This is a genomic window from Meiothermus luteus (assembly GCF_003574085.1).
In the GTDB taxonomy this organism is placed as follows: domain Bacteria; phylum Deinococcota; class Deinococci; order Deinococcales; family Thermaceae; genus Meiothermus; species Meiothermus luteus.
In genome coordinates this window covers 1-23,243 of the sequence record NZ_QWKZ01000039.1, presented here as the reverse complement: position 1 = coordinate 23,243, position 23,243 = coordinate 1, and the positions used below count along the sequence as shown (strand labels likewise).

The window sequence follows — 23,243 nt, the reverse complement described above, 5'->3', positions numbered from 1 at the left end:
GAAGGCTAGCTGAAAGCGTAGCCCGCAATGCCCAGGGGTAGCGAAGCTCCAGCCCCCCCCGGGGAGTTCCCTGGACCCCCGGGTGGGGCTGGAGCTTCGCTACCCCTGGGCATTGCGGGCTACGCTTTCAGCTAGCCTTCTGAGCGACCCCGTGGTCCTCTCAGCCTCGCTGGCGCTACGGGACTCCTTGGGGTCGGAGCCGCTGGGGCTTGATCTGGCGCTGGACGTGAGGTTTGTGGCCAACGAACGGATAAGCCTGGGCCTCTCCACTACCCTGGGCTGGACCCTGGACGCCCTGCGGTTCCCGAGCGCGAGCCTGGGCCTGCGAGCGGTCTACACCCTGGAACCTTCCACAGAGCAGCAGATAGCGGCCCTATCCCGGCTGAGCTGGCAAGGGCAAGAGCTGCGGTGGAGCTGGGGCCTGGAGTTTTCGGGGCGGCTGCCTTAGCCTTGGATGCTGGATTAAAGCCGGCGCAGGCCCAAAGCCAGTAGGAAGAAGAGGGCCTGGGTGAGCACGATGGCGCTGCCCGCGGGGATGTCGAAGAGGTAGGCGGAGGCCAGGCCCGGCAGCACCGAGAAGGCCCCTATCCCGACCGCCCGCAGGGTCATGGCGGCGAAGGTCTGGCTCAGCAGGCGGGCGGTGGCCGCCGGAATCACGATGAAGGCCGCAATCAGCACAATTCCCACCACCTTGACCGAGACCACCACCACCAGAGCGACGAGGGCCGCGAGCAGGTAGTCGTGCAGGAGCACCGGCCGACGGTCGGCCAGGGCCAGCTCGCGGTCAAAGGTGGCGTAGGCCCAGTCGGGCCACAAGGGCAGCAGCGCCACCACCCCCAGGGCCACCAGGCCCATGGCCCAGAGGTCGGTGGGGGTTACGGTCAGGATGGAGCCGAACAGGTAGGCCACCGCGTCGGGGGCGAAGCCCTGACGCAGCGACATGAAGAGCACCCCCAGGGCCACCGAGACCGCGAAGAAGATGCCGATGGCGGTGTCGTCGCCCAGGCTGCTCTGCTCGCGCACCCAGGTGATGGCCAGCGAGACCCCCACCGCAAAGGGGATGGCCACCCAAAGCGGCTCCTGGTGCAGCAAAAGCCCCAGGGCCACCCCCGCGAAGGCCGCGTGGGCCAGCCCGTCACCCAAAAAGGAGAGGCGCCGCTGCACCACCATCACCCCCAGGTAGCTGGCCAGGCCGCCCACCAGCAGGCCGGCCAGCAGGGCCCGCTGCATGAAGGGCAGTTGCAGGGCTTCCAGCATCAATCCCCCTTTAGCACCAGGCCGTGCCCGTGGCCCACGTGCCCGAAGGCCTGGCTCAGGCACTCGTGGCACAGCACCCGTTCGGGGGGGCCGTAGCCCACCACCCGCCGGTTCAGCACCAGCACCGCCGAGGCATGGTGCTGGGCGGCCTCCCAGTCGTGGGTAATCATCAGGATGGTGGCCCCGGTCTCGCGCTGGTAGGCCTCGAGGTGCCGGTACAGGTCGGCCTCGCCCACCGCGTCTACCCCCGTAGCGGGCTCGTCCAAGAGGAGCAGCCGGGGCTCGCGAATCAGGCTCCGGGCCAGATAGACCCGCTGCAGCTCCCCCCCCGAGAGGCGGCCCAACCGACGGTTGGCCAGGGCCAGAGCCCCCACCTTATCCAGCATGGCCTCGGCCTTTTTGCGTTCCTGAGCGGTGATGATAAAGGGCCAGCGCCGCCGCAGCCCCGAAACCACCACCTCCAGGGCCAGGGCGGGAAAACTGCGGTCAAAGCCCTTGACCTGGGGCACATACCCCACCCAGCCGGGAGGCACCTGCCTAGGGGGCAGGCCCAGCACCCGCACCGTCCCTGAGACCTGGGTGGGCCCATCCCGCAAAGCACCCCGTTCCAGGCCCAGCAGGGCCTTGAGGAGCGTGCTTTTACCGGCCCCGTTGGGCCCCACGATGGCCACAAAGGCCCCCTGGGGCACGCTCAGGTTTACTTCTTGCAGCGCCTGGAACTCCCCAAAGCGCACCGAAAACTGCTGAATTTCCACCGCGGTGGCGGTCATATTTTCTGATAATACGCTATCAATAGCCTGTTCGGATAGAGGGGGTGGGCCGCGGTGGAAGCGTTGCGGCAGTGCCTAGGCTCAGGGGTCGCTTGTCCCAAGGTTTCCGGCCTTGGGCCTGTTACGCGTGTTACTCGTGTTACTCGAGCGGCACCTCCACCACGTTGCCGAGGCTCGAGAGCGGCTTGTCAAACTGGCGCTGGTCACCCACCACCACAATCACAAACTGCTCCGGGCGCACGTACTGCTGCATTACCCGCTGCAGGTCGGCGGGGGTGACGGCCTGGATCTGGCGCACGTACTGCTCGTAATAATCGGGCGGCAGGCCCAGCATCTGGGTGCGGGCGATGCGTTCGGCCACGGCCTGACGCGAGGTGAAGCGGAAGACCTCGGCGTTTAGGATGTTGTTGCGGAAGAGCTCGAGCTCCTCCTGGCTCACCGGCCGCTCGCGCAGGTCGCGGAACTGCGACAGCATGAGCTCAATCACCTCGGCGGTTTTCTCTACCCTGGAGATGGAGGCCCCGTAGAAGAAGCCCGGCCAGCCGAAGCCCTGGGTCTGGGCCCCGCCGGTGGCGTAGGCCAGGCCCCGCTTGGTACGCACCTCCAGGAAGAGCCGGCTGTTGAAGCCATCCCCCAGGATGCGGCTTAGCAGGTCAAGCTCGCTGTAGCCTGGGGCGAAGGCCGTCACGGTAGGCTGGCCCATGTAGATGACGCTCTGATTGGCCTCCTTCTGCGCGAAGTAGATAGCCGGCTTGGGGCTGGGTGGGGCAAAGGTGGGGAGGACCACCTCCCCACGCCGCCAGCCTGCCAGGGCCCGCTCGAGCCGCCCCACCATCTCCGGGATGCGGAAGTCGCCGCTGATGGCCAGGATGGCGTTGTTGGGCCGGAAGAAGCGCTGGTGGAAGGCCAAAAGGTCGTCCCGGGTGATGGACTGCACCGAAGCGGCGCTGCTGACGCGTCCGGCGGGGTGGCCCTCGTTGATGCGCCGCACGAACTCCCGCACGGCAATCTGGGTGGGCTGGTCGTTGCGGCGGCGGATGGCCTCCAGGGCCCGGCCTTTTTCCAGATCGAGCCGCTCCTGGGCGAAACGGGGCCGCACCAGCACATCGGCCCAGACTTGCAGAACCTGGTCCAGGTTTTCGCTCAGGGTGTCAAAGGCCACCGAGGTGAAGAGGCTATCGCTGGAGACGCTCACGCTGGCGGCCAGGGTTTCTAGAATCTCGTCCACCTGGTCGGGGCTGCGCTCGCCGGCCCCCCCGGTGCGCATTACCGCGGCGAAGATGCCGGTGAGCCCCACCTTGTCGTCGGGCTCGTAGATGGAGCCGGCCCGCAAGTAGACCCTTCCGGTCACAAAGGGCAGCCGGTTGTCCGGCACCAGCAGCACCTTCAGGCCGTTGGTCAAAGTGACCTCGGTGGGCCGGATGGGCCGAGGCTCAATGCGCGGAAACTGCATCTTGAAGGGGTCGGGCCAGTCGGCGGGTACCCCCAGGCCCTGGCCCAGGGCCAGCGAAAGCCCCACCAGGAGCATCCACAAGGCTCTCATCGGCTGCCTCCTTTGGTGACCAGGATGGCCACGGTGCGGTTTTCCGGGGTGAAGTACTTGCGCGCGGCCTGCTGGATTTCCTCAGGCGTGATGGTGTTGTAGATGGCTTCCTCCTCAAAAATGCGCTGGTAGCCCCCAAAGAACAGCTCGTAAAAGGCCAGGGTCTGGGCCAGGCCGGGGCCGCCCTGGAGTACCCTCAGGTAGGCCGCGCGGGTTTGGTTGCGCACCCGCTGCAGCTCCTGGGGGCTTACGGGCTCGTTCTTGAGGCGCTCGAGCTCCTCGTAGATGAGGCGCTCCAAATCCGCGGTGGTGCGCGGTGCGCGGGGTTGGGCCGAGATGACGAACAGGTTGGGGTAGCGGAAGCCCGGCGAGGCTGAGCTGCTGCTCACGTTCAGGGCGGCCTGCTCCTGGATGACCAGCCGGCGGAAGAGTCGGCTGGTGCGCCCCTCGGTGAGGATGGCGTCGATCATGTCCATCACGTAGGCCTCGCGGCTGGGGTAGGTGGGCTTGTGGAAGCCAATCCGCAGGCTGGGCTGGGCGTTGTACTCCAGGGTGACCCGCCGCTCGGCGGTCTGGGGTGGCTCGGCGGGGATGTCCAGACTGGGTCGCTCGGGGCCCCTAGGAACCGCACCCATATAGCGGCGCACGAGCTGAATGTCCCGCTCGGGCTCCACATCCCCCACCAGCACCAGCACCGCCCGGTTGGGGTGGTAGTGGGTTTTCCAGAACTCCAGGGCCTTGTCTACCCGGTAGCCTTGGATTTCCTCCCGGCTGCCGATGAGGGGTCTGCCGTAGGGATGCACCTGGAAGGCTGCTCGCAGAAAAACCTCACTCAGGGCTCCGTTGGGGTCGTTCTCGTTGCGCTGGCGGCGTTCCTCCAGCACCACATCCACCTCTTCGTAGAAGCTGCGGAAGACCGCGTTCATCATCACATCGGCGTAGACCCGCAGGTACAGCTCGAGCCGGTTGGAGGGCAGCGAGACCCGGTAGTCGGTGCGGTCGTAGCCGGTGGAGGCGTTCAGGCCTTGTTCGCCGTTGTTGGTGAAGAGCTGGTCAATGGGGTTGGGCAGGGCCAGCTTTTTGGCCTCTTCGCGGGCCTGGTTGAAGGCCTGTGTGAGGCGGTCTATCTCGCTTTGGGGGGCTCCTCGGGCCAGGGCCTGGTCCAGCTCGGCCCGGGCTTTGTCCACCGCCTCCAGGGCGACTTTTTCCCTGGGCCAGTCCAGGCTGCCGATGCTGGGGGTGCCCTTAAAGGCCATGTGCTCCACCATGTGGGCAATCCCCCCCAGGCCCGGCGCTTCGTCCACCCCCCCTACGTCAAACATCAGGTTGAAGTGGATGACTGGGGCTGTTCGGTCCGGCACCATCAGCACCCGCAGGCCGTTCTCCAGGGTATATTTGCGAATCTCGTCTTTGAGCTGCTGGGCTAAGGCGCCTGGAAGCAGCAGCAAAAGAAGCAACCCTATGACCGGTCTCACACCTTCCTCCCTTCTTTGGGCCCCATTACGCCCGAAAAACCAAGACCAGACTGGGATTGGGTCTACACTTCGGTTTAGCGCGGGAGCACCTGGACGATGGCCTGCATGATGAAGGGGGGCATCTGCCTTCCCGGGAGGGGCCGCCCCAGCATCACCAGAAAGTAGGGGCCGGGTTTGGGGAAGAGCACCACCCCCTCCACCCGGCCGGTCTTTGGGTTGAGCTGCATCCGCACCTGGGCGTCGGGTTGGACCCGGGGGCTTACCTGGCCTTGGTAAAAAAGCAGGGTGCAGAAGCAGTCCTTGGGGTTGATGGACCGTCCTCCAACCCGGATGTGCTCAATCCAGGCCACCGTGGGCACCCCTGCCCTGGGCGGGGCGTCGTTGGGCTCAAAGTCCACCTGACCCTCCACATAGCCCCCACCCCCTTGAAAGGGGTGGGCTAGGCCGAAGAGCCCTAGAAGGGCGGCCACCAACAGGGGCAGGAAGGCCCGCATCTAGCCATAGGTTAGCCTAAAACCGAAAAAAGGCCCCACCGGGGTTTCCTGGCGGGGCTGGGGCCACGGCGCTTAGAACCGCTCGGCTACCTTATCCCAGTTGATCACGTTCCAGATGGCCGCCAGGTAGTCGGGTCGGCGGTTCTGGTACTTGAGGTAGTAGGCGTGCTCCCAGACGTCAATCCCCAAAAGCGGGGTGTGGCCCTCCATCAGGGGGGAGTCCTGGTTGGCGGTGCTGTAGACCAGGAGTTTGCCGTCTTTGTCCTTGACCAGCCAAGCCCAGCCCGAGCCGAAGCGGGTGAGGCCGGCCTGGGTCATTTTGTTTTTGAGCTCTTCAAAGGAGCCGAAGGTGGCCTGAATGGCCTCGGCTAGCCTGCCGGTGGGCTCCTTGGCCCCGCCAGGGGTGAGAATGTCCCAGAAGAGGGTATGGTTGTGGTGGCCGCCGCCGTTGTTGCGCACTGCGGTGCGGATGTCCTCGGGCACCTGGGCAATTTTGGTGAGCAGGTCCTCAATGCTCCAGCTATGCAGCTCGGGGTGTTTTTCCAAGGCGGCGTTCAGGTTGTTCACGTAGGTTGCGTGGTGCTTGCCATGGTGGATTTCCATGGTCTGGGCGTCAATGTGGGGCTCGAGGGCGTCCTTGGGATAGGGCAGCTCGGGTAGCTTAAACGGGTAGCTCATATTCTCACCTCCAGACCGTACTCTACGCCTTGGGCAGCGCGACAGGCTGTGATGGAAGACTCAAAGCCCTTAGCGAGGCTGGTTGCGGGTCATCTCCAGCGGCACCACCCACCGGTCAAACTCCTCCTCGGTCAGGTAGCCCAGCGCCAGCGCGGCCTGTTTCAGGCTCAGACCCTCTTTGTGGGCCTTTTTGGCAATTTCGGCAGCCTTGTCGTAGCCGATGTGGCGGTTCAGGGCGGTTACCAGCATCAGGTTCTTCTCCAGGTTCTCTTTGATGCGCGGCAGGTTGGGTTCAATGCCCACCGCGCAGTGGTCGTTGAAGGCCGCACAGGCATCCCCTAGCAGTTGGATGCTGGTGAGTACGTTGTAGACCATCACTGGCTTGTACACATTAAGCTGGAAGTTGCCCTGGCTGCCAGCGAAAGCCACCGCTGCGTCGTTGCCGTAGACCTGCACGCAGACCATGGTCAGGGCCTCGGCCTGGGTGGGGTTGACCTTGCCGGGCATGATGGAGCTGCCGGGCTCGTTTTCTGGGATGAGAATCTCGCCGATTCCGTTGCGGGGGCCCGAGGCCAGCCAGCGCACGTCGTTGGCCATCTTGAAGAGGGCCCCCGCCAGGGTGCGCAGGGCGGCGCTGGTGGTCACCAGGGCGTCGTGGGCCGCAAGCGCGGCGAATTTATTGGGGGCCGAGACAAAGGGAAAGCCGGTTTCCTTGGCGATGTAGGCCGCGCAAAGGTCGCCGAACCTAGGGTGGGCGTTTAGGCCGGTGCCCACCGCGGTTCCCCCAATGGCCAGCTCGTAGAGGCCCTTTTCTGCGTGGCGCACCTGCTCCAAGCAGAAGTCAATCTGGGCCACCCAGCTCCCAATTTCCTGCCCTAAGGTGATGGGGGTGGCGTCTTGAAGGTGGGTGCGGCCCACCTTCACGATGTCCTTGTAGGCTTCGGCCTTGGCCGCCAGGGTGTCGCGCAGCTTTTGCACATTGGGATAGAGCTGGCGGTGGAGCTCTTCCACCACCGCGATGTGCATGGCGGTGGGGAAGGTGTCGTTGGAGCTTTGCCCGCGGTTGACGTCGTCGTTGGGATGGATGGGCTTTTTGGAGCCCAGCACCCCTCCAGCAAGCTCAATGGCCCGGTTGGCGATAACCTCGTTGGCGTTCATGTTGGTCTGGGTGCCCGAGCCGGTCTGGAAGACCACCAGCGGAAAGTGGTCGTCAAGCTTGCCGGCGATGACCTCTTCTGCGGCCCGTACGATTAGCTCGGCCTTTTCCTGCGGCAGCTCGCCCAGCTCGGCGTTGGCCAGGGCCGCGCTCTTTTTGAGTATGCCCATGGCCCGGATGATGGAGCGGGGCATCTTGAAGCGCTCTACCCCGATGGGGAAGTTCTGGATGGAGCGCTGGGTTTGGGCACCCCAGTAGCGGCTGGCCTCAACCTGGACTTCGCCCATGGTGTCTTTTTCGGTACGGTACATAGCCTTGCTATTTTACTAGGCCAGCGGCAAGACGCCGCAGCGTGCGGTGAGCGATTCCTAGCCCCAGGGCCACGCATAGGGCCCCGGCGAAGAAAGGGGCCCCGGGAAGTTCTGCTACCGCTTGTGGTCCGCTGAAGCTGCTGAGGAGGTGGGTGCCCGCCACCGGGCCCACGACGCCCATCAGGTTGCCAATGGTGGCCAGGGCGCCTTGCACGCTGCCCTGTTCGTTGGGACGGATATGGCGGCTGATGAGGGCCTGAAGGGCTGGCTCGTCCACCGCACCCAGCGCGCCGATGGCCAAGGCCGCGAAGAGCAGCCAAGGGGTGCTGGCTAGGCCGTAGAGAAGGAGGCTGAGCGCGCTCACCCCCAGGCCCAGCGGGATGGCCCGGTGTTCTCCCAGCCTCGAGACCAGCCAGGGCACCACCAGCCCCTGCCCTAAAGCGCTCATCAGCCCGAAGGCCGCCAGGATGAAGCCATTTTCGGTGGGGCCGAAGCCGTAGCGGTAGGTGCCGTAGGGAATCCACACCGCGACCAGCATGTTCATCGCTAGACTGCTCAGGAGGATGGTCCAGCCCAGCGGGCGCAGCAGCGGGTAGCGGGCCAGGGCGGTCAGCGCTCCAAAGGGGTTGGCCTCGAGCCAGCGCAGCGTTTTTTTTCGCCTTTCCGGTTTCAAGGACTCAGGCAGCAGCACCAGGGCCAGCGTGAAGGTGAAGGCCGAGAGGCCCGCGACGGCCCAGAAGGGGGCCCGCAAGTCCCAGTCACCCACCAACCCGCCCAAGGCGGGGCCAATCACGAAACCAAAGCCGAAAACGGCCCCAACCAGCCCGAAGTTGCGGGCCCGCTGTTCGGGGGGTGAGGCGTCGGCTAAGTAGGCGTTGACCACCACCAGGTTGGCGCTGGTCACCGCCGCCACGATGCGGCCTAGGAAGTAGAGCTCGAGGCCTGGTGCCAGTGCGGTGAGCAGGTTGCCCAAGGCCGCTCCCGCCATTGACAGCAGCAAAATCGGCCGACGCCCGTAGCGGTCGGAGAGCACCCCCCACGCCGGGGCAAAGAACAGGGTCAGCCCTGCGTACAGCGCCAAGGACCAGCCATAAAGGCGAGCCGCCTCCTGCGCGGTGCCACCTCCTAGCGCCTGTAGGAAGTTGGGTGTAATGGGGTAGACCAGCCCCTCACCCACAACGTCCACGAAAAGGATGGCCAGCACCAGCGGCAGGCCCGAGCGCGCCATAGGCCCACTCTAGTCACAAAAGTTTGATTTGTCAAACTGTTTGGATAAATGTAAATAGTGATTCGCCGAACCGTTTGTCCTTTGGCCTAAGATGGAGGGGTGGACGCCCTACGGCAGGAGTTGGCCCAGGCCCTGTGGCGGCTGAGCGAGATGGCCTTTGCTGATTGGACCGGCCGGATGACCGAGATGGCCCAGGTGCATGGCCTTACCCTGCGGGAGATCAGCACGCTTTATGAGCTGAGCCTGGATGGGTCGCTTAAGGTTTCCGAGATTGCCGCGCGCACCGGGCTTTCCAAGGCGGCAGCCAGCCAGATGGTTGAGCGCATGGTGCAGCAGGGGCTGCTTGAGCGGGCCGAGAACCCCGCCAACCGCCGGGAAAAGCTGGTGCGGCTGAGCCTTCAGGGCCGCACGATGACCCGGCAGTTTGACCAGGCCATCCTGGAGCAGGTCACCCAGGTGCTGGCCCGGGTTTCCGATAAAAAAATCCGCTCCCTCCTCAGGGCCCTGAGCGCGGTGTTGAAGGAGCTCGAGGCCGGCGAGGGGTAGTTGTCCGCCCTTTTTTCGCTGCCCTCGAGGGGATGGTTGGCCTTGCGCTTGGCTGTAGCATGGGGGTATGTGGGACCTGGTTGTGGTGGGGGCTGGCCCGGTAGGCCTCGCGGCTGCGATAGAGGCCAAGCGGGCTGGGCTGCGGGCGGTGGTGCTGGAGAAGGGTACCCTGGTGAACACCATCTACCGCTGGCCCCGAGAAACGGTGTTCTTCAGCGAGGCCCGAAACATTGAGATAGGGGGACACCCTTTTCCCTCCCTCTCGGCCAAGCCCACCCGCCGGGAGGCTTTGGTCTACTATCGGCGGGTGGCCGAGGTGGAAGGGCTGGATGTGCGCACCTACACCGAGGTCACGGCGGTTCAGCCCCAGCCGAGGGGTTTTCGGGTCTTGTACCGCGACCGGATGGGGGAGGGGGTGCATGAGGCCCGCTTTGTGCTGGTGGCCACCGGTTACTACGACAACCCCAACCGCCTGGGGGTGCCCGGGGAGGACCTGCCCCACGTGCGTTATGGGCTGGAGGAGACCCTTCCGTACTGGAACCAGCGGGTGGTGGTGGTGGGGGGCTCCAACAGCGCGGTGGAAGCGGCGCTCGAGCTTTACCGGGGGGGTGCTAGGGTTACGGTGGTGCACCGCGAGGCCGAGATTCGCCCGCAGGTTAAGTACTGGCTCAAGCCTGACTTTGACAACCGGGTGCGGGAGGGGGCCATCGGGCTTCTCCTGAACGCCAGGGTTCGGGAGATAGGGCCACAAGAGGTGCGGCTCGAGGTGCTCAGGCCTGGGGAAGGCCAGGAAGAACGGGTCATCCCCGCCGACTTTGTGCTGCTCCATATCGGCTACAGGGCGGTAGACAGCCTGCTTCGGGCAGCGGGGGTGGCCTACGAGGGCGATGCCCCGCTGCTCTCCGAGGTCTTTGAGACCAGCCTGCCGGGTCTTTTCGTGGCGGGCAGCGCCGGCTTTGGCTCGGATACCCGTACGGTCTTCATTGAGAACGGGCGGGAACACGCCCGGATAGCCGTACAGGAGATGGCCCGTCGGGTAAGGGAGGGCCACCTGTGCCGGATGGCCTAAGCCTCTCCAAAAGGAAGCCCCCCCAGGGCGCACACTCCCTGGGGGCTTAGCTGGCGGAGGAGGAGGGATTCGAACCCTCGATAGGGGGAAACCCCTATACCGGTTTTCGAGACCGGCCCGTTCAACCACTCCGGCACCCCTCCGGGCCGGATAAAAACTCTAGCACAACCGAAGGCCGGTGTCACGGGGTGCGCTTTTGGGAGAAGAAGCCCTTTAGGAGCTTGGCGGAGTCCCGCTCGAGCCAGCCGCCCTCCCAGGCAAAAGGGGGGTTCAGGCGGTGCACGGTGAGGGCCCCGGCCTTCAGGTTCTCCACCGCGTAGACCACCCGCCGCACCTGGGCCTCAGCCAGGGCGCCAAAGCACATCGGGCAGGGCTCCAGGGTCACGTAGACCGTGGCCCCCGGCAGCACCTTTTCGCCCTTTTTGAGCAGGGCCTGGTGCAGGGCCAGGAGCTCAGCGTGGGCGGTGGCGCTCTTGAGGTGTTCTACCTGGTTGTGGGCCTTGGCGAGCACCTGGTCGTCTTGTACCACCACCGCCCCGATGGGTACTTCCCCCTTTTGCCCGGCCCGCTTCGCCTCGTCTAGGGCCATCCGCATATACTCCAGGTCCTCGGCCTCAGGCCAGAGGTTCCAGACCTCCCGGACCTCCTCGCCCACCGCCCGCACCGGCCAGACCTGCTTGAGCTCAGGGGGTACCCCGTGTTCGGCCAGGAAGTCTACCAGCCGCACCCGCCCGGTGGGGAGGAAAATTTGGTCGCCGGGCCTAGGGAGCCTGGAGCCCCGCCAGGGAGGAAAGCTCCCCACCACCGCGGGAATGAGGAAAAGCGTTCCGTCGCGCCGGCGAACCTGCCAGTTTCCAGGCAGGGTAAAGGCCTCGCCGTGCAGGGCCCGCTCGAGCTGGACTATCCAGCTGTTCTCGGGGCGCACCCCAACTTCCTCCAACATCTGCCGCAGGGCCCGCCGCCGGAGGCCTGGGGGGGCTTGCAGTAGGGGGGCTACCCGGTAGGCCGGGCAGGGCCAGCGTCGGTCGGGCAGCAGCAGCAGGCGGGCCAGGGGGTCTAGGGCTTCATCCTCAACCTGGGAGATGCCCGCAAAGCGGGCCAGCGCGGCCTGGGCCTGGGGAAAGCGCTCGGCCAGGCGGGGCAGGATTTCCTGGCGCAGGAAGTTGCGATCCAGGGTAAGGTCGGCGTTGGTGATGTCCTCAAGCCAGTCCTGGCCCTTGCTCCTCAGGTAGTCCCGCAGCGTCCTGCGGCTTACCTCCAGAAGGGGGCGCACCACCTTGCCCCGCTTAGGCCGCATCCCTAGGCCCCTTCCAGTGCCCTGGAGGAGCTGCAGGAGCACCGTTTCGGCCTGGTCGTCCTCGGTATGGGCGGTCAGGACGGCCTGAGCACCGTGCTTTTTAGCCACCTTGGCCAGGAAGCCGTACCTAAGCTCGCGGGCGGTGGCCTCTAGGTTAGCCCCTCGTTCGGCCGCGATGCGGGCCACCTCGAGCCGCTCGCCCTCAAAGGGGTAGCCCAGCCGCTCGGCCAGGGCCTTGACCCATAGGGCGTCGCGGGCCGAGTCTGGCCGCAGGGCGTGGTCCAGGTGGGCCACCACCACCTTGCGGGGGGTGGAGGTGAGGAGCATCAACAGCGCCACCGAGTCCCCCCCACCCGAAACCGCTGCCACCAGCACGCCCTCGGGCACCAGGCGGGTCAGGTGGTTGGCAAACCAGGCCTCGAGCCGTTCCAGGTCGGTTGAATCCACGCCTATATGCTATAGGGGATGGCCTCTTTGCGCTTTGACTTTAACGCCTACCCCTACCTGACCGCCGACCTGCCTGGGGTGGAGGGGGTCATCCGCAGCCGGCCCGAGGAGTTCCAGGTCTGTGAGGTGCCGGCCTACCTGCCCCGGGGGGAGGGGGAGCACCTGTTCTTGCTCCTAGAAAAAAGGGGCCTGACCACCCGGGCGGTGCTGGAATTCCTGCGCGACCGCTTAGGGGTTCCCGAGGAGCAGATCGGGGTGGCCGGGCTCAAGGATAAGCACGCCCTTACCCAGCAGTGGTTCAGCCTTCCCTCGCGCTTTGAGCCCAAGTTGGAGGCCTTGCAGGAACTGCCGGGGCTGCGGCTTTTGCACTGGGCCCGCCACCCCCACAAGCTTCGGGTGGGCCACCTTAGGGGCAACCGCTTCCGTATTCTCATTCGCGGGGCCACTGCCCCAGGTTCGGCCGAGCGGGTGGAGGCGGTTTTGTGCCGGCTGGCTCAGCAGGGGGTACCCAACTACTACGGCCCTCAGCGCTTCGGGCTGGGTGGCTTGAACCCGCAGAAGGGTTACGCCCTGGCCACCCGGGGCAAGGCCCACACCCCCCCCTGGCTTGGGAGGTTCCTGTTGGCCAGCCTGCAGAGCCTTCTCTTCAACGACTGGCTGGCCTTGCGTATGGAGATGGGCCTCTTTGACCGGGTGGTGGAGGGCGATGTGGCCAAGAAGCACGACACCGGAGGGGAGTTTTGGGTGGAAGACGCCGAAGTGGAGAGCGGGCGGGCCCAGCGCTTTGAGATTAGCGCCACCGGGGCGCTGTTCGGCAGGAAGTACCGGGAGGCCCGGGGGGTGGCCCGCGCCCTGGAGGACCAGGTGCTGGAGAAGTACGGCCTTACCCGCCAGCACTTTGCCAGCCGCCGGGGGGACCGCCGACCCATCCGCCTGCCCCTTGCGGAATGGGCGGTGGAGGCAGTTCCCGAGGGGGTATGGGTCTCCTTTTTCCTCCCCAAAGGGGCCTACGCCACGGTGGTGCTGCGGGAGGTGCTAAAGCGCGATCCTGAGGCCCGGCTCGAGCCAGCGGCGGAAGAGGGTTCCCAGGACCTTTGAGCCCCTGGCATCCATCACAGGCCTGGGGTGTAGGCCCGTGCTAGACTGGGCTTGTTATGGTTGAACCTGCCGTCGCGCTCTTCGGGGAGGCCTACGAGAGAGCAGCGCGCGTCCTCGAGGAGCTTTTGCGGGAAAGTGGGGCCCGCTACACCTTGTTGCTGGACCGCAAAGGGTTCGTTTTGGTCCATAAGGAGGCGCTTTGGGCACCCAAACCCCCTGCTTTGGACTCCCTAGCCACCCTGATTGCGGGCAACGCTGCGGCCACCCAGGCCCTGGCCAGGATGTTGGGTGAGCCCCGTTTCAACGAGTTGCTGCACCAGGGCTCCGCCCATGGGCTGTACGTGGAGGAAGTGGGCGAGCTGGCCCTGCTGGTGGTGATCTTTGACAGCTCAGCCCCGGTGGGCCGTGTCAAGCTGTATGGGAAGCGGGCTGCGCAGGTCCTGGAGAGTATTACCCAAGAGGCGGTGGTCAACCCCGGCACCCTAGGGATTGACAGCGAGTACCGCGACGGGGCAAACGCCCTTTTAGACGAGCTGTTTGGGAACTAAGATGAGCACGATTAACTTCGCCGCAAGGGAAATCAACTTCAAGATTGTCTACTACGGCCCGGGCATGTCCGGGAAAACCACCAACCTCAAGTGGGTTTTCCAGCAGATACCCCAGAACCGCAAGGGGGAGATGGTTTCGCTGGCCACCGAGGACGAGCGGACCCTTTTCTTTGACTTCCTCCCAGTGGACCTGGGGGAGGTCAAGGGCTTCAAGACCCGCTTCCACCTCTACACGGTGCCGGGCCAGGTCTTTTACAACGCCAGCCGCAAGCTGATTCTGCGGGGGGTGGACGGCATCGTGTTCGTGGCCGACTCGGCCCCGAACCGCCTGCGGGCCAACGCCGAGTCCATGCGCAATCTGCGCGAGAACCTGGCTGAGTACGGCATCAAGCTCGAGGACATCCCCATCGTCCTGCAGGCCAACAAGCGCGATACCCCCGATGCCCTGCCGGTGGAGATGATCCAAGCCGTGATAGACCCCGAGCGGCGCTTTCCCATCTTTGAGGCCGTGGCCACCACTGGAATGGGCGTCTTTGAAACCCTGAAGGCGGTGAGCCGCGAGGTGCTCTCGCGGGTGGCCTCGAGCTGAGGGGCCCGTTCAGTAGCTCCCCCAGACCCGGCCCTGCTCGTCCCGGAGTTCAACCCGGGCGGTGCGGGGCGGGGCCTCAAACAGCAGCACAACCCCGTTGGCCTGCGCGGCGAACCCTGGGCTGCGGCTGGCCTCCAGGGCAATCAAAAGGGTTCCTTCCCGAAGCGACAGCCCCACCACCTTGAGCCGGAAGTCGCTTTCGGCCCGTAGCCCGGAGAAGAAGTAGCCTACCCTTGCCTCAAACCGGGCCGGAGGGGGTTCGCCCAGGCCCAGCTCCTGCCAGAGACGCTCGAGCTCGCCTGGGCTTGTCAGAAACCCCCCTCGGCTCCTGAGGCCCCCGCCGCGCACCGGCCGGTTGTCCAGCAAGCGGGGCGTGTCCAGGGCCTGGCTTTCCCCAGGGCGTACCCATAGGCTGGTGTACAGCACCCCACCGGGTTCGGGGGTGTAGGCCAGGGGGGGTAGGGTGGTCCGGCCAGGCTCCTCTAGGACCAGCAGGGGTAGGGGCAGGCCCAGCCCTTCAATCCGGGCCTGTATGGCCGCCGACTCTACCGGGGTGGCCATCTCCAGCTCAAAGGCTTGCCGGTTCCAGTAGCCTTGGTCAAGGAACCACCGCCCGTCGTAAAGCCAGCGACGGCCCTCACCGGGCTGGGCTTGGTCTGGGCTATGGGGCAGCTCGAGGAGGGTGTCCGGCTGGAAGGCCAAATCCTGCTCTCCCTGCGGCCCGCGAACCCGAACGGTTTGTCCGGCAGCGCCCGGCGCGGCCACCAGGTAGCGCCCCTGGTTGGCGGCGTGCAGGTGGACCTCCACGATGTTGAAGCTGGGCTGGCCCAAAGCCACAAGCGCGAACAAACCCAAGCCGAGCTTAATTGCTTTCATCGTCTGGATTATGCCACCCCAATCCCTTTCTTGATAATCTGGAGGGGGCATGAAAACCACCCCCCTTTACCAAGCCCATCTGGGCCTTGGGGCCCGGATGGTGCCCTTTGCCGGATACGAGATGCCCTTGCAGTACGCCTCCATCACCGCCGAGCATCGGGCGGTGCGGGAGGGGGCGGGTATGTTTGACGTGAGCCACATGGGCGAGTTCTGGGTGCGGGGGCCAGGGGCGCTCCCTTTTTTGCAGTACGTGACCCTCAACGACGTCGCCAGGCTCAGGGTGGGGCGGGCCCAGTACTCCATGCTGCCCGGTGCGCGAGGGGGTGTGGTGGACGACATCTACCTCTACCGGACCGCCGAGAACGAGTACCTGATGGTGGTCAACGCGGCCAACGTAGAGAAGGACTGGGCCTACCTGAGCGCCCTGGCCGAGGGCTTTGAGGTGGAGCTCGAGAACGCTTCCGATTTCTTCGCCCTAATTGCCGTTCAGGGTCCCCAGGCGGTGGCCATGCTGCAAAAGCTCACCGATACCGACCTCCTCTCGCCCAAGAAGAACGATACCTTTATGGGCAAGCTGGCCGGGAAGTGGGTGCGCTTTGCCCGCACCGGCTACACCGGTGAGGATGGCTACGAGGTGTTTGTGGCCCCCGACGAGGCCGAAGGGGTCTGGGAGGCCCTGCGGGCGGCCGGGGTGACGCCCTGCGGCCTGGGGGCGCGGGATACCCTGCGGCTTGAGGCGGGCTTCCCCCTCTACGGCCATGAGCTTACCGAGGAGACCAGCCCCCTTTGCACCCCCTTTGCCTGGGTAGTAAAGGCCCAGAAGGACTTCTACGGAAAGCCAGCCCTTTTGGGCCAGGACTGCGTCCAACGGCTGGTGGGGCTCACCCTGGAGGAGGGGATTCCCCGGGAGGGTTACCGGGTTTTGCGCGGGGATGAGCCGGTGGGCCACCTCACCTCGGGCACCTACTCCCCGCTGCTCAGGAAGGGCATCGCGATGGCCTATGTGCAGGCCGAGCTGGCGGGGTTGGGCACCCGGCTCGAGGTGGAGATACGGGGGCGGGCCTTGCCCGCGGTGGTGGTGGAGCTGCCCTTTGTTAGGCGCTGAACCCGCTATAGGAACACGCACCTGGACCCGATAGACTTGAGGTGCAACGAGGAGCGAGCATGGAATACCCAAACGAACTCAAGTACACCAAGACCCACGAGTGGGTGCGCCTGGAAGGGGAAGTGGCTGTGGTGGGTATTACCGACTTTGCCCAAGACGCCCTGGGCGATGTGGTGTATGTGGAGCTGCCCACGGTGGGTAGGAAGGTGGACGCTGGGGAGGCGGTGGCGGTGGTGGAGTCGGTCAAGACCGCCTCGGACATCTACGCGCCCATGGCGGGGGAAGTCCTCGAGGTGAACACCGCCCTCTCCGAGAAACCCGAGCTGGTCAACCAGTCGCCCTACGGCGAGGGCTGGCTTTTCAAGCTGAGGGTCAACCCCTCCGATGTGGCGGGGCTTTTGTCGGCATCGGAGTACCAGAAGGTGGCGGAGGGCCAGCCGGGCTGAGCCGCTCACTTGGGCATGGTGCGCCTGAGCAGGTCCTGGATGACCTGCTCTACCCGCAGGCCCTCAAACTGGGCCTCCTCGGTAAGCAGCAGGCGGTGGGAGAGGGCGGGAAGGGCCGAGCCACGCAGGTCTTCCCAGTCTACGTGGGCCCGCCCGTCCAGGTAGGCCAGGGCTCGAGCCAGCCCCAGCCAGGCCTTGGCCCCACGGGGGGAGAGGCCCATGCGCAGGTGTTTTTCCTCGCTGGAGAGCTGGGCGGTGTTGGCGATGGCCTCCAAAGCGGGCTGGCTCACCACCACCTGGTCCGCTTCGGCGCGGGCTTGGAGGAGGTCCAGCCCTGGGACTGCCTTGGGCTCCGGGGGCTCTTCAGAGAGGATGCGCACCCAAGCGGGGCGCGGCGGTGCTGAGAAAGCGATTTTGGCCATGAAGCGATCAAGCTGGGCCTCGGGCAGGGGATAGGTGCCCTCGAGCTCCAGCGGATTTTGCGTGGCCAGCACTAGGAAGGGCTCAGGCAAGGGGTGGCGCACCCCGCCCACCGTGACCCCTTGCTCCTGCATTGCCTCCAGCAGGGCCGACTGGGTTTTGGGGGTAGCCCGGTTAATCTCGTCAGCCAGCACCACCTGGGCGAAGATGGGCCCCGGCCGGAACACAAACGCCCCGTTCTCCAGGATTTCGGTGCCGGTCACATCGGCAGGCAGGAGGTCGGGGGTGAACTGGATGCGGCGGTAGGAGAGGCCGCTGGCCTCGGCAAAGGCTTTGGCCAAGAGGGTTTTGCCCAGGCCAGGCAGTCCCTCCAAAAGGGCGTGCCCCCCGGCTACCGCGGTGGCCAGCAGCTCGCGGATGACGCGTTCTTGGCCAAAGAGAACGTTCTTTAGGGAATCTTCCAGGGCTTTTAGGGCGGCTCGCACAGGCCTGAGTATAAGCTGCGGCCCGCCGGGTTGACCGCCTGGCCCAGGGGGGGGAGAATCGGGGGTGTGGATTTTGGGGATTGACACCTCCTGCGACGACACCGGAGTAGGCTTGGTGCAGGATGGGCGGGTGGTGGCCAACCAGGTGGCCTCGCAGACCCTGCTGCACCAACACTATGGGGGGGTGGTGCCCGAGCTGGCCTCGCGCGAACACGTGCGGGTGATTGATGGGCTGGTGGAAGAGGTTCTTCGGCAGGCTGGGCTGGGGGTAGAAAAGCTGGACCTGGTGGCTGCCACCCGGGGCCCGGGCCTCATTGGGGCCTTGCTGGTGGGCTTCACCTATGCCAAAGGGTTGGCTTTTGCCCTACGGAAGCCCTTTGTTGCGGTGCACCACCTTGAAGGGCACATCTACGCGGCCCTGGCCGAGCACCCTGAGGTCCGGCCGCCCTTCCTGGCCCTCGTTGCCTCGGGGGGGCACACCCACCTCTTTGAGGTGCCGGCCTGGGGGGTCTACCGGCTTTTGGGCGCTACCTTGGACGACGCTGCCGGGGAGGCCTTTGATAAGTCGGCCCGTCTTCTGGGCCTGGGGTATCCGGGGGGGCCAGAGATAGAGCGGCTGGCGGCCCAGGGCGACCCTGCGCGGGTTCCCTTGAGCGTGCCTTTGCAAGACCAGGAAGGGTTTTCCTTCAGCTTTTCGGGCCTCAAGACTGCGGTGGCCCGGGCTCTGGAAAAGGGCCACGCCCCTGCCGACATCGCCGCCCGCTTTCAGGAGGTGGCGGTAGAGCACATCGCCCAGGTGGTGGGCCGTGCCGCCCGGAAAACCGGCCTCACCACCCTCCTGGTCACCGGAGGGGTGGCCCAGAATCAGGCCCTAAGGGCCCGCCTTCAGGGTATGGGGCTTCGGCTTTGCTTTCCGCCTCGAGGCCTGGCCACCGACAACGGGGCCATGATAGCCCTGGCCGCCTGGCACACCCTGGGCCGCTGCTCAAAGAGCAACCTTCACCTTCCTGCTGCGCCCTACCTGCCCCTGGCTACTTCTTGAGCGCCACCAGCTCGGTCACGCTTTCGCCTTCCCGGCTCTTTTGGATGCTCTTCACCAGGCCCACGTTTTCGGCGTACCAGCTCGTGCCCTGGCTGTCAAAGTGAAAGGGAAGGCTCAGAGGCCCCACGCTGGCCTGTAGCCGGGTGCTGAACTGGGTTTGTAGGCGGTAAGCCAGGAAGCGCCCCGCGGGGGTGACCACGGCCTCCTGGGCCACCACTTTGTAGGTGGTCTCAAAGGTTCCGCTGACGTTGAAATGGAGGGGGCCTTGCTGACCAGTCCCCCGCACTTCTAGGACCAGCCTCCAGCTATTGCCCACCACCCAGGTGTCGTAGTCAGGGATGGCTACCCCGGTTGCCTTGACCACCTCGAGGCTGTAGCTCACCGGCCGCCCCCCCACCCCGGCCCGGCCAGCGCCCTGGTTGCCGAAGTCTATGGGGTAGATGCCCTCCTCCGTGCAGCGGTAGCGCAATTCCTCCCGCCCGCTTGGGCCCTCCCGCACCTGCGTGTAGCCGTTGGGGGTAATCTGGGTTTTGCGGACAGTGTAGGTGTAGCTTTGCTCTCCGCTCACCTGGTACTGCCACACCCAGCCGGGACGAGTAGGGGAGAACGGCTGATCGCAGAGTTGGGCCACTGCTGGAGAGGCCAGCAGAAGGGCCAACGCGGCTGCGCGCATGGGCTTATTCTAGCTTGCCAGAAAACCCCAGCAGGCGCAAGGCGTTGGCGGTGACCAGCACGGTGGCGCCGGTGTCAGCCAGAATCGCCATCCAAAGCCCCGTGGCGCCGGTCAGGGTGGTGATTAGGAAAGCGGCCTTGAGGCCTAGGGCCAGGGCGATGTTGGCGCGGATGGCCCCTAGGGTGGCCCGTGAAAGCTGGATGAGCTCTGCTACCCCGGTGAGCCGGTTTGTGAGCAAAGCAGCGTCGGCGGTTTCAAGGGCCGCCTCTGTGCCATCCCCCATGGCCACGCCCACGTCGGCCTGGGCCAGCGCTGGAGCGTCGTTGATGCCGTCGCCCACCATGGCCACCTTGCCTTCTTTCCTCAGGGTGGTGATGAGGTGGAGTTTCTCCTGGGGCAGCAGCCCGGCCCGGGCTTCCAGCCCCAGCTCGCCGGCGATGGCGCGGGCGGTTTGGGGGTTGTCCCCGGTCAACATCACGCTTTTCACCCCCAGGGCCTTTAGCCGCCGCAGGGCTTCTTGGGCCTCGAGCCTCGGCTGGTCCCGAAAAGCTAGTAGGCCGATTGGGGTGGCTTCGCGGAGCACCACCACCGCGGTTTTGCCCTGGGCCTCGAGCCGCTCAACCTCGGCCAGAAGGCCTGGCGGGAGGGCCGCCAGCTCGGCGGCGTACCGAGGGGAGCCCACCGTGTGTGGCTCGCCTTCCACTAGGGCCGTGGCTCCCTGGCCTGGGAGGGTTTTGTGACCGCTGCTGGGAGGGACCCTCACCCCGGCCTCGGCGGCCCGGCGGAGGATGGCCCGGCCCAGGGGGTGGTTTGAGCCGCTCTCTACTGCCGCGGCCCGTCCCAGCAGCTCATCTTCGGGCAGGGCCAGGGGAATTATGTCGGTCATCTGGGGCCTTCCCTCGGTCAGGGTGCCGGTCTTGTCAAAGGCCACGGTGCGTAGCTGGCCGAGGGTTTCAAGGATGGCCCCGCCTTTCACCAACAGCCCCCGCCGGGCCCCCGCGGCCAGGCCTGCCGACACCGCTGCGGGTACGGAGATGACGAGCGCGCAGGGGCAGCCGATGAGCAGGAGGGCTAGCCCTTTGTAGAACCACTCCTGCCAGCCGCCCCCAAAAAGCGGGGGAAGCAGCATCACCAGCACCGCCCCCAGCATCACCAAGGGGGTGTAGTAACGGCTGAAGCGGTCAACAAGGCGCTCGGTGGGGGCCTTGCGGGCCTGGGCCTCCTCCACCAGGTGGAGAACCCGGGCCAAGGTGGTCTCCTGCCCGGCTCTTTCCACCCACACCGTAAGGGCGCTTTCGGTGTTGATGCTGCCCGCATACACAGGGTCGCCGGGCCCTTTACTCACCGGCACCGACTCCCCGGTGATGGGCGACTCGTCCAGCGCAGAGTAACCCTCCTCCACCAGGCCATCGGCGGGGACCCGGCCTCCAGGCAGGATCAGCACCCGGTCTCCCCTTTGGAGATGCTCAGCGGGTACCTCACGCGGCCGGCCCTCCTCTAGGAGCAGCGCGGTTTTAGGGGTTAGGGCGGCCAGGGCGCGGATGCCCGAGCGGGCCCGCTCGGCCGCCCAGCCCTCTAAAAGCTCTCCCACCCCAAACAGGAGCACCACCACCGCCGCCTCTGCGGCCTCACCGATGAGAACAGCGCCCAGGGCAGCAGCGGTCACCAAGGTGTGTATGCCAAAGGGGTGGCCGGCCCGGATTCCTCGCAAGGCCCTGAGGGCGAGGGGCCAGCCCCCCGCCAGGGTGGCAGCGGTGTAGCCCCACCCGGCGAGTGCCGGATTGGTGAAGGAGATGACCCAGGCCAGCGCCAGCAGACCTCCCGTGAGCGCCACCGAGCGGACCTCGGGCTTTGCTGGGGGGGTGCGCTGGCCGGAAGAGGCCGGCCTGATTGTGTAGCCCAGCCGCTCCACGGAGCGCTGGAACGCCTGCAGGGCAGACTGGCGGGGGTTGTAGGCCAGCTCAACCCTTCCGGCCAGGGGGTTGAGCTCGAGCAGCCTCACCCCGGGGATGCGGTCCGCTGCGCCCTCCACCGCCCGGGCGCAGCTCGCGCAGTCTAAGCCTTCTATTTGGAAGGTCTGGTGGGTGTGGACGGCCCGTACCTGCTGGATGGCCTCCGAAAGCCTAGGGCCGGGGTTCTGGGCGGCCTCGAGGTGGACCGCGCCCCCCTCCAGGAAGACCTCCCGTACCCCGGGGAGCCCCAGGAGGGCTGAGCGGAGCAGGCTTTGGCACTCGGAACAGCTTTCGGCGCTGGGCAGGGTTTCTCGTATAGGGAAAGAGAAGCGCATATAGGGCTCCAAAGGCGGCGCTGGGGCGGCCGGCTGCCCCAGATTGTAGCAATATATGAACAGATGTTCAAGTATTATAGGGGCACCCCACCCCCTGGCAGGTGCTACTCGCTGGCGTGCTCGAGCGCGGCCTGCAGGATTGCCCCGACGTGGGCGTCGGCCAGGCGGTAGTAAACCAGCCGGCCTTCCCTACGCCCGGCCACCAGCCGGGTGTTCCGCAAAACCCGGAGCTGGTGGGAAACCGCCGACTCGCTCATCCCCACCACCCTGGACAGCTCCGAGACACACAGCTCCCCCATCTGCAGCGCCGAGAGGATGCGCATCCGGGTAGGGTCGGTGATGGCCTTGAGCAGCTCGGAGGCCCTTTGGACCTGGGAAAGGGCAGGGAGGGCCTCGCCGACCGCCTGGGGGTCTGGGGAGGTTGATACCGACATCTTGGTATCAGACTAACCAGCGGCTTTCCATAGGGCAACCAAGGGTCTGGGGGTTATCCTAAGACAAAAAGTTTCGTTTGACAATAGTTTGTTTTAGAAGTATATTGCTCCACATATGACCTGGGGCATCCTCACCCATTTGTGGAAGCTGACCCGGGAGCTGCGGGAGGAGGTGACGCCCCAGCTAGAGCGGTTGGGCCTGGCGCCCACCGACCCCTGGCTGCTGGCCGAGATTGAGCGGCACCGCTACCCCACCGAGGCGGTGCGGGCCATGCAGATACCCGCCCCCACCATCAGCCAGATGCTCAAGCGGCTCGAGCAGGCCGGCTTGGTGGTGCGCTCGCTTGACCCCACCGACCTGCGCCGCTACCGCTTTGAGCTTACCGAGCAGGGCCGGTTTCTCCTGGAGGAGAGCCGAAAGCACATCCTCCAGGCCATGGAGCGCCGGCTCAATCGGCTGACCTCCGAGGAGCGCGGCAAGCTCGCCGAATGGCTGGAGATTCTGGCCCGGCCTGAGGATGCCCCGGCCGCAAGGGAGCAACCATGAGACCCACACCCCAGACCCCCGACGACCGCTTCGTTCAACAAAGGCAACTAACCCTGATTGGCATACTCCTGGGGCTGTTCCTGGCCGCCTTGGACCAGACCATTGTTTCCACCGCGCTTCCCAGAATTGTCGCCGATCTTAGCGGAACCGAGCTCTACGCCTGGGTCACCACCGCCTACCTTCTGGCCTCCACGGTCTCGGCGCCTATCTTTGGCCGTCTGACCGAGTTGTTTAGCCGGAAGGCGGTTTTGTTGGTGGCCGTCGTAGTATTTCTGCTGGGCTCAGCCTTGTGCGGCCTGGCTCAAAATATGCCCCAGCTCATCGTCTTTCGTGGCCTGCAGGGTATTGGCGGTGGGGCGCTTTTCGCCTTGGCCCTGACCACCATCGCGGTGCTCTTCCCTCCGCGGGAGCGGGGCCGGGGG

At 65.8% G+C, this 23,243-nt stretch carries 25 protein-coding genes and 1 tRNA gene; 11 read left to right on the top strand and 15 right to left on the bottom strand.

Annotated features, from left to right (window positions below):
* Window positions 1-82 precede the first annotated feature (82 nt).
* Window positions 83-448 carry a hypothetical protein gene (locus tag Mlute_RS07460; protein WP_119360090.1) on the top strand — a complete coding sequence of 122 codons (366 nt, stop codon included), beginning with the start codon at window positions 83-85 and terminating at the stop codon, window positions 446-448.
* 14 nt (window positions 449-462) lie between these two features.
* Here Mlute_RS07460 and Mlute_RS07455 read toward each other — a convergent pair whose 3' ends face one another.
* The 8 genes from Mlute_RS07455 to Mlute_RS07420 all read right to left on the bottom strand — a co-directional run bounded on the left by Mlute_RS07455 (window position 463) and on the right by Mlute_RS07420 (window position 8,912).
* Window positions 463-1,257 carry a metal ABC transporter permease gene (locus Mlute_RS07455; protein ID WP_119360089.1) on the bottom strand — a complete coding sequence of 265 codons (795 nt, stop codon included), beginning with the start codon at window positions 1,255-1,257 and terminating at the stop codon, window positions 463-465.
* Window positions 1,257-2,027, bottom strand: coding sequence for a metal ABC transporter ATP-binding protein (locus Mlute_RS07450; protein WP_119360088.1), 771 nt, complete (start codon window positions 2,025-2,027; stop codon window positions 1,257-1,259). The genes Mlute_RS07455 and Mlute_RS07450 overlap by 1 nt, the downstream gene beginning before the upstream one ends.
* A gap of 139 nt (window positions 2,028-2,166) precedes the next feature.
* A complete protein-coding gene (locus Mlute_RS07445) occupies window positions 2,167-3,570 on the bottom strand; it encodes a M16 family metallopeptidase (protein WP_182482497.1) in 1,404 nt (467 codons plus the stop codon).
* Window positions 3,567-5,045, bottom strand: coding sequence for a M16 family metallopeptidase (locus tag Mlute_RS07440; RefSeq protein WP_119360087.1), 1,479 nt, complete (start codon window positions 5,043-5,045; stop codon window positions 3,567-3,569). The genes Mlute_RS07445 and Mlute_RS07440 overlap by 4 nt, the downstream gene beginning before the upstream one ends.
* 74 nt (window positions 5,046-5,119) lie before the next feature.
* Complete coding sequence (locus Mlute_RS07435) at window positions 5,120-5,539, bottom strand: hypothetical protein (protein WP_119360086.1); 420 nt, start codon at window positions 5,537-5,539, stop codon at window positions 5,120-5,122.
* 72 nt (window positions 5,540-5,611) lie between these two features.
* A complete protein-coding gene (locus Mlute_RS07430; RefSeq protein WP_119360085.1) occupies window positions 5,612-6,217 on the bottom strand; it encodes a superoxide dismutase in 606 nt (201 codons plus the stop codon).
* Window positions 6,218-6,286: 69 nt separating this feature from the next.
* The gene (gene fumC, locus Mlute_RS07425) at window positions 6,287-7,684 is read right to left on the bottom strand and encodes a class II fumarate hydratase (protein ID WP_119360084.1); all 1,398 of its coding nucleotides are present in this window, start codon (window positions 7,682-7,684) and stop codon (window positions 6,287-6,289) included.
* Between the two features lie 7 nt (window positions 7,685-7,691).
* The gene (locus tag Mlute_RS07420) at window positions 7,692-8,912 is read right to left on the bottom strand and encodes an MFS transporter (protein WP_119360083.1); all 1,221 of its coding nucleotides are present in this window, start codon (window positions 8,910-8,912) and stop codon (window positions 7,692-7,694) included.
* Between the two features lie 99 nt (window positions 8,913-9,011).
* Between Mlute_RS07420 and Mlute_RS07415 the strand changes: the two genes are divergently transcribed.
* Together Mlute_RS07415 and Mlute_RS07410 are read left to right on the top strand one after the other, a co-directional pair.
* Complete coding sequence (locus Mlute_RS07415) at window positions 9,012-9,458, top strand: MarR family winged helix-turn-helix transcriptional regulator (RefSeq protein WP_119360082.1); 447 nt, start codon at window positions 9,012-9,014, stop codon at window positions 9,456-9,458.
* 67 nt (window positions 9,459-9,525) lie between these two features.
* Window positions 9,526-10,527, top strand: a complete 1,002-nt coding sequence (locus Mlute_RS07410) for a YpdA family putative bacillithiol disulfide reductase (RefSeq protein WP_119360081.1) — start codon at window positions 9,526-9,528, stop codon at window positions 10,525-10,527.
* A 51-nt stretch (window positions 10,528-10,578) separates the two neighbouring features.
* Here Mlute_RS07410 and Mlute_RS07405 read toward each other — a convergent pair.
* Both Mlute_RS07405 and tilS read right to left on the bottom strand, forming a co-directional pair.
* Window positions 10,579-10,670, bottom strand: a tRNA-Ser gene (locus Mlute_RS07405).
* Between the two features lie 38 nt (window positions 10,671-10,708).
* Window positions 10,709-12,271: a tRNA lysidine(34) synthetase TilS gene (tilS, locus tag Mlute_RS07400; RefSeq protein ID WP_119360080.1), complete on the bottom strand. Its 1,563-nt coding sequence runs from the start codon at window positions 12,269-12,271 to the stop codon at window positions 10,709-10,711.
* Between the two features lie 18 nt (window positions 12,272-12,289).
* Here tilS and truD point away from each other — a divergent pair, with 18 nt between their 5' ends.
* The 3 genes from truD to mglA are packed head-to-tail and all read left to right on the top strand — an operon-like array spanning window position 12,290 to window position 14,506.
* Entirely contained in the window at window positions 12,290-13,369 is a 1,080-nt protein-coding gene (gene truD, locus Mlute_RS07395) for a tRNA pseudouridine(13) synthase TruD (protein ID WP_119360079.1), read from the top strand.
* Window positions 13,370-13,425: 56 nt separating this feature from the next.
* Window positions 13,426-13,917: a GTPase-activating protein MglB gene (gene mglB, locus Mlute_RS07390; RefSeq protein WP_119360078.1), complete on the top strand. Its 492-nt coding sequence runs from the start codon at window positions 13,426-13,428 to the stop codon at window positions 13,915-13,917.
* A 1-nt stretch (window position 13,918) separates the two neighbouring features.
* Window positions 13,919-14,506: a GTPase MglA gene (gene mglA / locus Mlute_RS07385; protein WP_119360077.1), complete on the top strand. Its 588-nt coding sequence runs from the start codon at window positions 13,919-13,921 to the stop codon at window positions 14,504-14,506.
* 9 nt (window positions 14,507-14,515) lie between these two features.
* On the opposite strand, the gene Mlute_RS07380 is transcribed toward mglA, so the two are convergent.
* On the bottom strand, window positions 14,516-15,382 hold the full coding sequence (locus Mlute_RS07380; protein ID WP_119360076.1) for a hypothetical protein: 867 nt from the start codon (window positions 15,380-15,382) through the stop codon (window positions 14,516-14,518).
* A gap of 49 nt (window positions 15,383-15,431) precedes the next feature.
* On the opposite strand from Mlute_RS07380, the gene gcvT reads away from it, so the two are divergent.
* Window positions 15,432-16,487: a glycine cleavage system aminomethyltransferase GcvT gene (gene gcvT / locus Mlute_RS07375; RefSeq protein WP_119360075.1), complete on the top strand. Its 1,056-nt coding sequence runs from the start codon at window positions 15,432-15,434 to the stop codon at window positions 16,485-16,487.
* Between the two features lie 59 nt (window positions 16,488-16,546).
* Complete coding sequence (gene gcvH, locus Mlute_RS07370; RefSeq protein ID WP_119360074.1) at window positions 16,547-16,933, top strand: glycine cleavage system protein GcvH; 387 nt, start codon at window positions 16,547-16,549, stop codon at window positions 16,931-16,933.
* Window positions 16,934-16,938: 5 nt separating this feature from the next.
* Here gcvH and Mlute_RS07365 read toward each other — a convergent pair whose 3' ends face one another.
* Entirely contained in the window at window positions 16,939-17,838 is a 900-nt protein-coding gene (locus Mlute_RS07365; protein ID WP_182482496.1) for an AAA family ATPase, read from the bottom strand.
* A 64-nt stretch (window positions 17,839-17,902) separates the two neighbouring features.
* On the opposite strand from Mlute_RS07365, the gene tsaD reads away from it, so the two are divergent.
* On the top strand, window positions 17,903-18,880 hold the full coding sequence (gene tsaD / locus Mlute_RS07360) for a tRNA (adenosine(37)-N6)-threonylcarbamoyltransferase complex transferase subunit TsaD (RefSeq protein ID WP_119360073.1): 978 nt from the start codon (window positions 17,903-17,905) through the stop codon (window positions 18,878-18,880).
* Here the strand turns inward: tsaD and Mlute_RS07355 are convergent.
* The 3 genes from Mlute_RS07355 to Mlute_RS07345 form a co-directional block, all read right to left on the bottom strand.
* The gene (locus tag Mlute_RS07355) at window positions 18,870-19,553 is read right to left on the bottom strand and encodes a TapB family protein (protein ID WP_119360072.1); all 684 of its coding nucleotides are present in this window, start codon (window positions 19,551-19,553) and stop codon (window positions 18,870-18,872) included. The genes tsaD and Mlute_RS07355 overlap by 11 nt on opposite strands.
* A 4-nt stretch (window positions 19,554-19,557) precedes the next feature.
* Window positions 19,558-21,840: a heavy metal translocating P-type ATPase gene (locus tag Mlute_RS07350; protein WP_119360092.1), complete on the bottom strand. Its 2,283-nt coding sequence runs from the start codon at window positions 21,838-21,840 to the stop codon at window positions 19,558-19,560.
* 104 nt (window positions 21,841-21,944) lie between these two features.
* Window positions 21,945-22,274 (bottom strand): ArsR/SmtB family transcription factor, encoded by a 330-nt coding sequence (locus tag Mlute_RS07345; protein WP_119360071.1) that lies wholly within the window; start codon window positions 22,272-22,274, stop codon window positions 21,945-21,947.
* A gap of 115 nt (window positions 22,275-22,389) precedes the next feature.
* Between Mlute_RS07345 and Mlute_RS07340 the strand changes: the two genes are divergently transcribed.
* Both Mlute_RS07340 and Mlute_RS07335 read left to right on the top strand, forming a co-directional pair.
* Window positions 22,390-22,821 carry a MarR family winged helix-turn-helix transcriptional regulator gene (locus Mlute_RS07340; protein WP_119360070.1) on the top strand — a complete coding sequence of 144 codons (432 nt, stop codon included), beginning with the start codon at window positions 22,390-22,392 and terminating at the stop codon, window positions 22,819-22,821.
* A partial coding sequence (locus tag Mlute_RS07335) for an MFS transporter (protein ID WP_119360091.1) occupies window positions 22,818-23,243 on the top strand: 426 nt, incomplete at its 3' end. The genes Mlute_RS07340 and Mlute_RS07335, both read left to right, overlap by 4 nt.